At 44.2% G+C, this 13,316-nt stretch carries 11 protein-coding genes; 5 read left to right on the forward strand and 6 right to left on the reverse strand.

Annotated features, from left to right (window positions below):
- Positions 1-30 precede the first annotated feature (30 nt).
- Positions 31-945 (reverse strand): chemotaxis protein, encoded by a 915-nt coding sequence (locus AB6E54_RS10600; protein ID WP_017062751.1) that lies wholly within the window; start codon positions 943-945, stop codon positions 31-33.
- A 281-nt stretch (positions 946-1,226) separates the two neighbouring features.
- Between AB6E54_RS10600 and ppiC the strand changes: the two genes are divergently transcribed.
- Together ppiC and AB6E54_RS10610 are read left to right on the forward strand one after the other, a co-directional pair.
- Positions 1,227-1,508 (forward strand): peptidylprolyl isomerase PpiC, encoded by a 282-nt coding sequence (ppiC, locus tag AB6E54_RS10605; protein ID WP_372106936.1) that lies wholly within the window; start codon positions 1,227-1,229, stop codon positions 1,506-1,508.
- A gap of 283 nt (positions 1,509-1,791) precedes the next feature.
- Positions 1,792-3,198 carry an alpha-amylase family glycosyl hydrolase gene (locus AB6E54_RS10610; protein ID WP_017062749.1) on the forward strand — a complete coding sequence of 469 codons (1,407 nt, stop codon included), beginning with the start codon at positions 1,792-1,794 and terminating at the stop codon, positions 3,196-3,198.
- 128 nt (positions 3,199-3,326) lie between these two features.
- On the opposite strand, the gene AB6E54_RS10615 is transcribed toward AB6E54_RS10610, so the two are convergent.
- The 4 genes from AB6E54_RS10615 to AB6E54_RS10630 all read right to left on the reverse strand — a co-directional run bounded on the left by AB6E54_RS10615 (position 3,327) and on the right by AB6E54_RS10630 (position 8,565).
- Complete coding sequence (locus AB6E54_RS10615) at positions 3,327-5,198, reverse strand: methyl-accepting chemotaxis protein (RefSeq protein WP_017062748.1); 1,872 nt, start codon at positions 5,196-5,198, stop codon at positions 3,327-3,329.
- Between the two features lie 435 nt (positions 5,199-5,633).
- Entirely contained in the window at positions 5,634-7,004 is a 1,371-nt protein-coding gene (locus tag AB6E54_RS10620) for a YjiH family protein (RefSeq protein ID WP_372103858.1), read from the reverse strand.
- Positions 7,005-7,232: 228 nt separating this feature from the next.
- The gene (locus tag AB6E54_RS10625; protein ID WP_017062746.1) at positions 7,233-7,907 is read right to left on the reverse strand and encodes a YoaK family protein; all 675 of its coding nucleotides are present in this window, start codon (positions 7,905-7,907) and stop codon (positions 7,233-7,235) included.
- Positions 7,908-8,082: 175 nt separating this feature from the next.
- Positions 8,083-8,565, reverse strand: coding sequence for a GFA family protein (locus tag AB6E54_RS10630; RefSeq protein WP_170926836.1), 483 nt, complete (start codon positions 8,563-8,565; stop codon positions 8,083-8,085).
- Positions 8,566-8,597: 32 nt separating this feature from the next.
- On the opposite strand from AB6E54_RS10630, the gene AB6E54_RS10635 reads away from it, so the two are divergent.
- The 3 genes from AB6E54_RS10635 (at position 8,598) to AB6E54_RS10645 (ending at position 11,262) form a co-directional block, all read left to right on the forward strand.
- Entirely contained in the window at positions 8,598-9,251 is a 654-nt protein-coding gene (locus AB6E54_RS10635; protein ID WP_017064322.1) for a hypothetical protein, read from the forward strand.
- Positions 9,252-9,375: 124 nt separating this feature from the next.
- Positions 9,376-9,675, forward strand: coding sequence for an isoamylase early set domain-containing protein (locus AB6E54_RS10640; protein WP_009845720.1), 300 nt, complete (start codon positions 9,376-9,378; stop codon positions 9,673-9,675).
- 276 nt (positions 9,676-9,951) lie between these two features.
- Positions 9,952-11,262: a peptidoglycan DD-metalloendopeptidase family protein gene (locus AB6E54_RS10645; protein WP_136975961.1), complete on the forward strand. Its 1,311-nt coding sequence runs from the start codon at positions 9,952-9,954 to the stop codon at positions 11,260-11,262.
- Positions 11,263-11,368: 106 nt separating this feature from the next.
- Here the strand turns inward: AB6E54_RS10645 and AB6E54_RS10650 are convergent, their stop codons facing one another.
- Positions 11,369-13,213 (reverse strand): putative bifunctional diguanylate cyclase/phosphodiesterase, encoded by a 1,845-nt coding sequence (locus AB6E54_RS10650; protein ID WP_372103855.1) that lies wholly within the window; start codon positions 13,211-13,213, stop codon positions 11,369-11,371.
- Positions 13,214-13,316: the final 103 nt, after the last annotated feature.

Below are 13,316 nucleotides of genomic sequence, written 5' to 3' on the forward strand. Positions count from 1 at the left end.
CTATGCCAGGTTTAGCTTCTATAACAGAGCCTAAGCAGCCGTAGAGGCGCCGTTTAAGACTTTTGCGCCGCGTAGCATAGCTTCGATTAATTCACCCGCGTTGAACTTCTCAAGCGCTTCATGCGCCCCCACCTGATTAGCACGGTCGACACAGATCTCACTGGACAGTGAGGTATGCAAAATACAGTAAGCGTGACTTAAAGCGCTGTCGTTTTGCACTTCAAATGCAAGCTCATAACCATCTAATCCCGGCATCTCGATATCACTCACCAGAAGATCAATGGCATTGCCAGCGCTGGCTTGGCGTCGCATTAGGTCGATGGCATCTAAGCCGTTGTTACATATGCTGTAAGGGATGTTGATGCTGTCTAAGGCATCAGATAACTGTTTACGTGCAATCAAAGAGTCATCCACTAATAAGATGTTCAATGCTTTGAGGCGTTCCCTTTCTACATCGGTCAGCATCGGGATATGAGCATTCTCATAAGCTGGGTAGATCTTAGAAAGCAGCAGTTCCACATCGAGCATTTGCACAATACGGTCTTCAAAACGTGTAATACCCGTTACAAACACATTGCGACCCACACTGGTGGGTGGAGATTCAATGCTCTTCCAGTCGCATTCAATGATTTTATCAATTGAACGAACCAAGAACGCCACAACTGTTCTCAAACAGTCAGTAACGATGAGTACACAATCTTGGTATTCAGCGGGTGTTATCGGACGGAAGCCAATCGCAGCGGACATATCAATCACAGGAACTGTAAGGTCGCGGATAGTCACTGTACCAATCACGTGATGATGGGAGTAGGGGATCTGAGTCATCGGCTGAAAAGGGACGATTTCTCTGACCTTAAGCGTGCCAATCGCAAAACTTTGAGTGAGGGACAACTTGAACATCAACATTCCCTGTGACTGACTCGCTTTACTGATCGGTTTGGCCATAAGTGGCTCCTACTTAATACGCGCTTAATTTATAAGGATTAATTTAAAGGGAAATGGAAGCCGCAGCAAGTCGCGATGCGGTTTTTAATGGCCTTTAAGGCAGTTGTTTTCGGTTATAGAGTGAAGAATAGCGGTTCTTGGGTTAAAATCACGCTAAACGCTGGCTGTCGATGAATTTATGTCGATAAGCCGTTAGCGGCAAACAGATTTACAACAGTCAGTTCATTCGCGATGTTCTAAGTAATCGTCGTAAGTAAACTGGCAGCAACAAACTGAGAATTATCATGGCAAGAACAGCAGCAGCGCTTCATATTTTGGTGAAGCATAAAGAACTAGCAGAAGACATCATGACGCAGCTTAAAAAGGGCGCTAAATTTCAAACGCTAGCGAAGAAACATTCAACCTGTCCATCTGGTAAAAAGGGCGGCGACCTAGGTGAGTTCAAAAAAGGTCAAATGGTGCCTCAGTTTGATAAGGTTTGTTTCTCTGGCGAGACGCTTGTACCACACCTTGTGAAAACAAAATTTGGCTGGCACATCGTGAAGGTTCTTTACAGAACTTAGTTATAAATATGTGTTAGATTGAATAAAAGGAGCGTATATACGCTCCTTTTTTGTGACTTTTGTGCGCGTTTTAAAGCACTACGGTTGAGTGTTCATCCCAGACGTTATGCGATAATTGGTGCTACGCCCTCAACCATCCACCGTGAGTAATTGGTAGGAGGAGGAGGGTTTTTAATGAGTAACTCATATAATAAATGCCATTCTTGAGGAAATTTATTGCAGCTTTGCCTTTTAGCCTTTGCCTTTTCTAAAAAGCTGTAAACGAGTTTGGTAGGAGAACAACATGGAGAGTTCAGCTATGTTAAGCAAACCAGCGACAGATGTCATATTGCATGCCTTTGACTGGTGCTACGCTGACGTAATGAAGAACGCCCCACTGATCCAAGAGTTGGGTTATAAATCTGTTTTAGTATCACCGGCGATGAAATCGCTGCGCGGCCCTAAAGGTTGCGATCGAAATTCTGGTACTCAATGGTGGCAACGCTATCAGCCCCAAGACTATCGTGTGATCGATAATCAGTTGGGTGACACACAAGATTTTAAAGCGATGGTCGACACGTTAAAGCGACATGGGCTTCGTACTTATGTGGATGTGGTGTTTAACCACATGGCCAACGAATCGGGTATCCGCGGTGATCTAACGTATCCCAATCAGCAAGACATGGCGTCTTATCAAAAAGATGCTGACTATTATGAATCCATACGTTTGTTTGGTGACCTTTCTGAGCCTCTTTTTGATGAGAACGACTTCGTGGAAGCGTTTGGTATCAAGAACTGGAAAGACACGTGGGAAGTGCAAAACGGGCGTATTACCGGTGGCGCCAGCGATCCTGGCCTGCCAACGCTACTCGATAACGATAATGTGGTGGCACAACAAAGAGCCTACCTAAAAGCACTGAAAGAGATTGGTGTGAAAGGATTTCGCATTGATGCGGCAAAGCATATGACACTGGCACACCTACGCAAGGTGTGGACGGATGACATCTGCGAAGAAATGCACATCTTCGGTGAGATCATTACCGATGGCGGCGCGACAGAAGAAGAGTATGAGCTGTTCCTTGAGCCTTATCTTAAACACACTCGCTTAGGCGCTTACGATTTCCCGTTGTTCAACACCATCTTCAAAGCATTTGAAGAGCAGGGCAGCTTTAAGTCTTTGATTAACCCATACTGTTTTGGTCAGGCTCTGTCGAATATGCGAGCGATCACGTTTGCGGTCACTCATGATATTCCCAATAACGAGGTGTTTTTGGAGCATGTGATGGATGAAGTGGATGAGCGATTGGCTCATGCTTTCATTCTTGGTCGAGACGGCGGTGTGCCGCTTGTTTACAGTGAACTGAGCACCAGCGGTATTCTGGACAAGAGCGGTCAGCCTCGTTGGCTTAACGACTGGCAAGCGCCTTACATGAAAAGCATGATTCAATTCCATAACCATGTTCATGGCGAAGCGATGCGTGTGGTTGAAGCGAATGATGATTTGTTGGTGTTTGTCCGTGGCGATAAAGGCATTGTGGTGATCAACAAGTCGAAGCGAAGCAAAACAGCCTCATTAAATTGGACTGGTGCGGTAACCGATTTACTGTCGGATGATGTGTTTGAATGTGTTGGTAAGGATTTAACCATCAAGGTGGAATCGAACCAATGCATGATGTTAACGACGAATGAATTGAAGCCTGTCACGAGTTAACTTGGATAGACTAGAAAGAGAAGCCCCGCTTACTGGCAATCAGTAATCGGGGCTTTTTATTTTAAGCTATTGCTCGGTAACTAAACCAAATGGCGACTCAGCCAAACGGCAACTGAGCCAAACCTTGGTTAAACCGTAAACTTATTCAATAGCTCGTCTTGTTGGCGAACATTGTCAGTTTGCTGCTGCATTGCGGTATTCGCTTCTTGGGCCGCTGTTGATACTTGTGTTGAAAGGTCTTTGATCTTAACAGTGTTGTTATTGATCTCTTCCGCTACTAAGCTCTGCTCTTCTGCCGCTGAAGCAATCTGGATGTTCATATCTGAGATGCGTTGAATCGCGTCACGGATACGGTCAAGTGAAGAGTTCGCTTGCTGAGCGCGTTCAACGGCGTCAGTGGCTGTGTCTTTACTTTGGTTCATCGCGTTCGATACTGAGCTTGCACCCGCTTGGAGCTGCTCGATCATGTTGCGGATTTCCGTAGTTGATTCTTGAGTACGTTGTGCCAGAGTACGAACTTCATCGGCAACGACTGCGAAACCACGGCCTGATTCACCAGCACGCGCCGCTTCAATAGCCGCATTCAATGCCAGTAGGTTGGTTTGGTCTGCAATATCGTTGATTACTTTTAGAATTGTTTCGATGTTGGCTGTTGCTGATTCAAGTACTTGTACTTCGGCAACCGCTTGGTCGATACGTGCTGAAAGGTTATCAATCGCTTGAGTGGTGTCACTTACGACAGATGTGCCGTCTAGCGTTGCTTCGTCTGCTTCACGGGCTGCCGCTGCTGCGCCTTGAGCATTGTTTGCAACTTCAGTTGCAGTCACCGCCATCTCGTTCATTGCAGTCGCTAACTGTTCAAGCTCTTCCAGTTGGGTATTCATCGCTTTCGCTGATTCGCCTGCACCTTTAACCGTGATTTCAGTACCACGCTTAATTTCAACACCAATCGCTTTCGATTGAATGATCTGATTTTGCAGGTTTTCAGTAAAGGTGTTGAAACCTTTCGCTAGGTCAGAGAACTCTTGGTCTGTGTTGGTATCTAGGCGCTTAGTTAAATCACCTTGACCGCTCGCCACATCTTGAATGGCTTGGTTAAGCGCATCCAGTGGACGCATTAACACACGAATCAGAACAGTCAGTGCAATGATGCTGAGAATAACTGCAATCAACGAGTAGATCATTGAGCTGTTCTTCAATTCTTCAACGGTTTGGAACGCGATCTCTTCATCCAGGATGGCACCTATATACCAATCTTCACTAGGGATGTGGGTGAAATTAACTAGGAACATTTTGCCGTCGACTTCAATTTCTTGAGAGCCTTCACGAATAGTCGCTTGTGGCATGTAGCTTGATAGCGTTTCACCGTTGTTTTTCGCATTTGGGTGAGCAATCGTGGTGCCGTCGGCTGTTACTAGGAACAGGTAACCCGCATCAAACAAGTTCACTTGGTTGACCAAGGTAGCAAGGTTCGTCAATTCTAGGTCGTAGAACATACCCGCAGTAAAGCGGCCGTTGTCTTTAACTGGAGTACCTACTGATATGATGACTTTCTTACTTGATGCATCCACATAAGGAGCGGTAACAACTAAACTGTTTTTGGATTTAGCATCAATGTACCAAGGACGAATTCGTGGGTCGTAGTCTGGACCGGCATCCCAACCATCATCATTTTCAATAACGAAACCGTTTGCTTCATAACCAAAACCAACCGCTAGGAAGCTGTTTTTAAGCTTTGGCTTTTCTAAGATTTCTTTAACGTAAGCGCGATCTTCAGGGTTGATCTCGATGACTTCAGTCGTCGATTGAGCCAACGCTTTCTTGGCGTTCATCTCCGATACGACGGTATTTTTCACGCCCGAGACCATCTCTTTCAGGCTCGCATTGACGTGGTTTTCTACTGCACTTCTTACAGTGTAAAGTTGTTGTATTGAAAGCAATGATACTGTCACTAGCAGCAAGGCTGATGATGCAGCAACCACCTTATGGCTAAATTTCATTGAGTTTTCCCCTTCTCACAGGCTTTGCGAAGACTAAAGTTAATCGTGTTTTTGTAATTATATATATCGACTAGATTGGGTTTTACTTGAATGTAATTTCACAAAATAGACTGCAAAAATACAACAACCTAAACAATACAAAATTCACTAAATCACATATTTGTTACTTTTAGTATTTGGTTCAATGAGTTGGGGAATGGGGCTAGACAGAGTTTAAGGAGGGATTAAGAATGTATTAATTTGACGATTATGCGTTCAGTTTTCTATTAACAAGAGGTGGGTTGAATAAATGATATGAAATCAAGTGATATACAGAACTTATAAATTGATTGAACTCTAAATAATGCTGTGTATATATTTGTGCTAATAAAAAGCCCCACAAAAGTGAGGCTTTATAAACTGAATCTTTATTGAGTTACATAAGTAGTATCTAATTTAGAATATTAGATGCGCTACACCAGCGATAACTGGAAGCGTAATTAACGTACGTAGAATAAAGATAATAAACAGTTCTAAGATGTTCACTGGAATCTTACTGCCTAGAAGCAGAGCGCCCACTTCAGACATGTAGATCAGCTGAGTTACCGACATTGCTGCAATAACAAAGCGAGTCATCTCGTTGTCGATAGAAGCCGCAAGGATTGCTGGGATGAACATGTCTGCAAAACCAACCACGATGGTTTCAGATGCCGCAACCGCTTCAGGAACACCAAGTAGCTCTAGGAACGGAATAAAAGGTTGACCTAGGAATGAGAATACCGATGTGTATTCCGCAATAACCAGTGCCATCGTACCAAGGCCCATCACCACAGGCAGTACGCCAAATACCATATCTACGGCGTTACGAACGCCTTCGCCAAATACAGATTTAGCCGACTTTACTTGAGATGCTTTATTTACCGCTAGCTCAAGACCCCAAGAGAACGTTGAGTGACCTGCTGGGATCGCGTCAGCGTCTTTGTGCGGCTTGCTGCCATCAATGAAAGTATCTTTCTTCATGCTTAGTGGTGGAAGGCGAGGGATGATCACCGCTGCCACAATACCCGCTAAACAGATTGCTGCGTAGAAAGGTAGGAACAGGTGCTCTAGTTCTACCTGAGCAATAACCACAAGACTGAATGTGATAGATACTGCTGAGAAAGTCGTACCAACAACCGCAGCTTCACGCTGAGTGTAGAATTTCTTCTCGTACTGTTTGCTTGTAAGCAGGATACCAACACTGCCGTCACCCAACCAAGAAGCCATACAGTCAATAGCACTGCGGCCTGGTAGGTTGAAGATTGGACGCATGATTTTACTTAGTAGCGTGCCAAACAGCTCTAGTAGACCAAAGTTAAGTAGAAGCGGAAGTAGCAAACCAGCAAAGATGAATACTGAGAACAGTGTCGGAAGCAGGCCTTCTAGAACCAGACCACCAGTATTTTCTTCCCAAATAACCTCAGGGCCAACTTGGAAGAAAGCCATAACGGCTGCAGCACCACCAATTAAACGAACCAGCAACCACAGTGGAGATGGGTTGAAAAGGCCGTTTAAAAATGAATTTGATGTAATGAATGTAGGCTTAAAAATGGTGCTTAAAACTGAAGCTACAGACATGAAAGCAACGATTGCAGTGATAATAGCAACTAGAGACTCACCGAAAACCGCTTGAATTGATTTGGCTAAGATAGCTACAGGGATGGTTAGATCACCTTGATAGCTGATTGGCGCCATGAAAAGGAATAAACCAATCAATGATGGGATTAAGAAAACCCAGAAACTGCCTTTAGATTTCTCTGTTTGAGCAGTATTCTTGTTGTTAGACATGTTATTGTTCTCGAATTTCTACACGTAAAAAAGCCACATCCTTGGCATTTTTATTCACTAAACGTCCGTATTTTCTCATTGGGTGCAAGATTACCCAGTATTAATATCGCTTGCAATACTATTCATCAAATATCGCTAAATATTCATACTGGTTATTCTGCAACGTATTAAGAGTTTAGAATAAAGTGTTGCGGATGTTACGTAGTTTGAGGTTATATTGCCAGATATTTATAAATTGACTGGGGTTTCAGTTCGATAGGTCAAGTATAACCAGTAGCTAAACGCAATAATGAAAGCAAAAGAGGCAGGGAAAGCCAATGCCAAGATTTCGAAGCGTTGGAACAGACAAGCGCCAATTAAGCCGCCAAACAGGAAGCCAACCACAATGAAAATTAGCAGTTTGGCTTTACGGCGGTCAAAAGGCATCCCCTTTAAGCGAGCGCCAATCATGATCCCAAGATCGGTAATGATCCCGCTCATGTGTGTTGTTCGAATGATTGCCCCGCTGTAAGTGGTGATCATCGCGTTCTGCAAACCACACGCGGCTGAAGCGAAATACTGACCTGAAGTATAGCCTTGCAACAGTGTCCACAGCGCCAAAAACAGCAATCCACCCTCAATACATAGTGCAACACCGTAACGGCGTCCTAACTTCAATGCTTGGTTTTCAATAAAGAACCCGCTGAACGCCGCACCTAACATGAAGCTCATGATCACCAATAGGAGGTGAACAGAAGCCGAGGTCGGTGTAAGCAGGCTACTGCCTAGCAAAGACATGGTGCCGGAGATATGGGAGATAGCTTGATGTTGGAAGCCAAGTAAGCCGATAGCATTAACACTGCCAGCAAGACCAGCTAACAAAAGGGCGCCGTATTCAACCCAGCGAGGTAACTTAGAAATCATGTGGTTCACCCTGGGTTAAATAGAGGAGCAAGATTATAACGCTAGACAAAAGATACGCTAGCGCTGTGAAGCGTTGATATTTGATCTTAGGCAACAGTATTGCAGTTTGTTATAATACTGTTGCTATATAAAGATAACGGTCAATAACGAGATAAAGATAACGCTCAATGACGAACTAGTTGTAATGGCTCATTTGGTGGTCGAACTTAACCCAACCGTGTTTGCGTTCTTCATAAACCGAAAAGCTCGGCAGTGGGAAGTCTTGCTCTTTAAATAACCCGAGCGGGACGATATAAAAATCAGCGGCGGCAACCGACTGCAAAAGCATGGTGGTGCCACACTTGGGACAAAACTGATAGGTGACTTCATTACCCGTATCGCTGATGCGTGAAAAAGAGGTCACTTCACCGCTGAGTGTAACTTGTTCTATTGGGAACCGAGCCTGAACGCCGAACACACTTCCGGTGCGTTTCTGACACTCATAGCAATGGCAGACAGATGTACGTTGAGGTTCACCTCGGCATACTAGGTTGACTGCTCCACAGCGGCATTCGCAACTTCTGATATTTCTATCTTTAATATGATTGATATCCATCCATGCTCCACTTCTGGTTAACCCTGTATTGATAATTATACTAAAGCCCTTTATGGTCTGCACAACTGGATGAAAACAAAAGAATATAATTGCCCATGAAAAAGAAAATCTTACCTATCCCTCTGATTCTACTGATTCCAATTGTCATGCTGGTTGTGGTGATAGTAGCGGGTATTTATCGCTTTAGCTTAAGTGATGAAGAGATCTTGGCGAAGTTTCCTTCTTCTCAAGTCAGTTATGACCCAGTCGTAGAAACCGTTTTTGATTTGAAGACGACCAATCCATGGACAATTAAAGTTCCTGAGACTAACGCCTACGCTTTTATCAATGAAGTTGATGAGCCTAGAGCCATCGCGTTTGGACGCTATGACTCAGGTGTTGAGCGCGGTGTGGTAACGGTAGACACCAATAATCTTTCAGCCGCCACGTTGGGCAAGGCGAGTTTCTTTGTCGCGCCGATGTGGATATCTAACCAAGGCAGCGGTGTTTTCTATTATCTAGGCCTGTTTAAGCATGACCAGCAACGAAGCCGTGTGGTGTTAGTCGACCAACTTTTACTGGGTGATCGTATACAAATTCAGACATTGGAGGTAGCTCAGCAGCCAGGTTCGCAATCACAGAATAAACTTACTGGGGAAGGTTTTATCGGCTTTACTCAGCATTCTGCGGAACAATCATTTGCAGAACCCCCTTCTGAAAAGGTGTTAATGAGTTTTTCTTTTGATACGCAATCAATTGGTAAGCAATAACGTTTTCGTGAATGTAAGGATCTGTTGTTTATGTGAGCCAAATTACATATTATCTTAGTTAGATGAATGAAATTTAGACACAGTTAGCTTTGTGTCCGCTTATTATTACAAATGGAGCTTGCGAATGATTAATAAACGTTTTTTTAAGACGAAAGATGAAGTTGAAGTGACCTTCGAGCTAGAAGCTCAGGAAGCGAACTCTGTATCTATCGTTGCTGACTTTCTTGATTGGAAAGCCACCCCAATGAAAAAACTGGCCAAAGGGAAGGTTTACAAGTTTAAAACTCGTCTACCTAAAGATGGCGAGTTTCAATTCCGCTACCTAGTTGATGACCAACAATGGGTGAACGATGCGAATGCTGACCGTTACATCCCAAATGAGTTTGGTGAAGACAACTGCTTAGTGTCGACGGTAAACGCATAATCTTTTCTTAAAACCAGCGACTAATTCGCTTCGTTTATTAATTATTCGAAACGGAATAACGTAAACCAATAGAAAGCAGAAACTAGCCGTTTCTGCTTTTTTATTTTTAAATTTAGCGGTTAATTTTATTTCTTATCTAGTGGCTCTTCATCTACGGCAACTCAATGACTTAGGCTAAGTTGGGAAGATTCACATCATATTATGACAATGCATTGATGATTTATGCGTTTGAAAAGCATATCCTATGCCTTTATATCGTAGAAAGACCTGTTTACCGTGTATTCAAAAATATTTCCCTCTCCGTTTGCTGAGCTTTCACCTGTAAAAAAAGTAGCTATTTTGGGACTGCCACTTATTGCTGCGATTGGTGTTGCTTTGCAATCGTCACAATCGGATCTGACGAAAACGATCGATCTTGATTTGCCCGACTCAACCGTTATTGAGTCAATTCTGTCACCATCTTCTGTTACCGTTATTGAGCCGCCGACATTTGAGTATCAAATTCAATCTGGCGATAACTTGAGTAGCATCTTCACTCAGCTTGGATTTTCTTACAAATCGATGATGAGCGTGATGGAAACCGATTTAAACTTCCTTGCGTTAGACACGCTTCGCCCAGGTAACACATTGCGTTTTTGGCGTGATGAAGCGACGGGCGACCTTTCCAAAATGGAACTTCAATTTAGTGTTGCAGATAAAGTGGTTTACCGACTGCTTGAAGATGGTACATACGAGTTTGAAGATATCTCTATTCCGGGCGAGTGGAAGCAAAAACCTTTAGTGGGTGATATTCAAGGCAGCTTCTCTATGTCGGCGAACAAGGTTGGCCTGAGCAGTCTTGAGATTGACCATATTGTGACTCTTCTTAAAGATAAGCTGAACTTTAGCCGAGACCTACGTGCTGGCGATCAGTTTGAAGTGCTTCAAAAAGCGCAATATGTTGATGGTGTTGCAACCGGAAAACGTGAAATTGAAGCAATTAAGATCATGAATCGTAACCGCGTTGTGTCAGCATACTTACACACTGACGGACAATATTACGATGCTAATGGCGATAGCTTACAACGTGCTTTCCAACGTTACCCAGTGAGCAGTAGCTGGCGCCAAAGTTCTCAGTTTAACCCTAAGCGCTTACACCCTGTGACTGGCCGAATCTCACCGCACAACGGTACAGATTTCGCGACGCCAATTGGCACACCTGTTCAAGCAACGGGTGATGGCAAAGTGATCATGACGCGTAAACACCCTTATGCGGGTAACTATGTGGTGATTCAACACGGTAGCACTTATAAAACGCGCTACTTGCACTTAAGCAAGATCCTTGTTCGTAAAGGACAAACGGTATCTCGTGGTCAACGTATTGGCCTATCGGGTAAAACGGGTCGAGTGACAGGTGCTCACTTGCACTATGAACTGATCGAACGTGGTCGCCCTGTTGATGCGATGAAAGCGAATATCCCAATGGCCGATTCTGTGCCTAAAAAGGAAAAAGCGACATTCACAGCCGCGAGAGATGAAGCCGACAAGCTATTGAAGGCAGCGTTAGAAACGCGCAATCTAGCAATGGTTAATAATGCTAGTAAGTAGCTAGCCATTAAACTGTTTTAAAGCCGCAAGAGCATCACAAAGCACAGTCAGTGTTAAGTGATGCTCTTGCGGCTTTTTAGTTCTCAATAGAAGGTTCGGTAAGGGTTTAAACTAAAGGCTCTGAGTGCGCGACATAGCTAACGATAGCTTCAGGTCGCATTGGAGGTGAGTAGAGGTAACCTTGGATCTTGTCACATCCCATCGCGTGCAGCTTTTCTAATTGCTCATGCTTCTCAACACCTTCCGCAACCAAAGATACATCGAGTCTATGGGCCAGTTGAACAATCAGCCATACTACGCTCTCTGAGGTCGAACTAGTTAACAAGTCTCGAATAAAGGTCGCATCAATTTTAATGCAATCGATAGGGTAGCTGTGGATGTAGTTCAAACTGGAGTAGCCTGTACCAAAGTCGTCGAGTGCAATCGTGAAGCCTTGTCCTCTCAGAAAGTTAAGCGCGGATTTTGTCTCTTGTGTTGGCGATAACAGAACGGTTTCGGTTAACTCGATAACAAACTCATTCGCCTTAAAATGGTGCTGTTCAATGGTTCGAGTCAGGTAGGATATATAACGTTTCGAATCAGTAAGCTCGTGCGCAGAGCAGTTGATTCCAAGTTTAACCTTGTAGCCCAAGCCTTGCTCTAGTGTGGTTTTAGCGCGGCACACCAATTCAATAATGCGTTCACCTAATTCGACAATCAGCCCTGACTCTTCTGCCACTTGAATAAACTCTACGGGTGAGATGTCTCCATGTCTGGCGGTTCTCCAGCGAGTCAGTACCTCGAAATATTCCCATTGCGTTTCACCTTGACCCACAATCGGCTGTACCACTACGTACATTCCATTGCTGTCGGGGATATAGCTTTGTGAAATTGGGTTTTCCAGCTCACTTCGTAGCGCTGCGACTAGCTCGGTTTTTCTTTGGTAACGAACTCTTAAGTGAGTGTCATAACATTGAATATGAGTATCTTGGCTGTGTTTACACTCTTTAAGCGCCAAGCTGGTATTGAAGATGATTTGCTCAACGTCTTTGTTGTCTCCATCCGAACTGGCAATACCGATGCTGACGTCGAAATCTATCTTGATATCAACGCTACTGTAGCCCTGCTTAATTTTGGCCAGTATTTGTTCGCACACGGCTATCGGATCAGAATGGTAGGTGATGAAGGCGAACTCGTTGCCAGCCGTCCGGAACGTCAGGTTGTTGTCGGGCAAGGTTCGGCGCAAGGTCTCTGCAACGAACTGAAGTACCTTATCGCCAATATAATTACCGTGCATATCATTGATGGCTTTGAAGCTATTGATGTCGAGCAGAGCGAGCGTGAAGGGAGTGACACTCTGCTGAGTGATCGATTCCAAGGTGTCTGATAAGCAGCTACGGTTTAATAGCCCAGTTAGACTATCGTGTGATACTTCGTAGCTGAGTTGATTAACCAGTTGCTCAGAACGGTCGTTGAACCACATTTCACGCAAGGTGTGAATGACGATATCTGCGAACAACTGGTGGTGTTTTATCACGTCTTGTTGTTGATCTGTACTCATAGGCGAACTAAAGGTTGAGAAAAGCACACCCATGACTTCGCCACTTTGACTGCGTGCTGGGATAGCGATTGAGTTCTGTGAGGTGATTTCCTGTCTAAATGCTGATGTTGGGAGTGACTGAACGATATACTGAGCAAATGAGCAATCTGGGTGTTTTTGATTAACGGCTTGTTGGTATATGTGACCATGGCGTGCGTTTATTTTGTCATGCAGTACATGGTCAGAATGGGCAATTACCAAAGGAACCATTTGATCGGGGAAGTGCTTTTTCTCAATGATACTGGTGTATTGAGTACCGAAGGTTTGATGCAAAGTAAGCACGGCAGATTCTAAAAGGTCGATACCTTCCAATTTGAGTAAGCGGCCAATGCGCTCTGTGTCTATCATGCTATTGCGTGTATGTTGAGTCATAGTCACCATCCGTAGCCAACCAGAATCGTGTGTAAGCTGTATGTGTATGATCTTGTGTATACGATCTTGTAGCAGCGCTGTCTTAAGTATTAACAATGCAACT

Source organism: Vibrio sp. 10N.247.311.49 (genome assembly GCF_041467655.1).
Lineage (GTDB): Bacteria > Pseudomonadota > Gammaproteobacteria > Enterobacterales > Vibrionaceae > Vibrio > Vibrio crassostreae_C.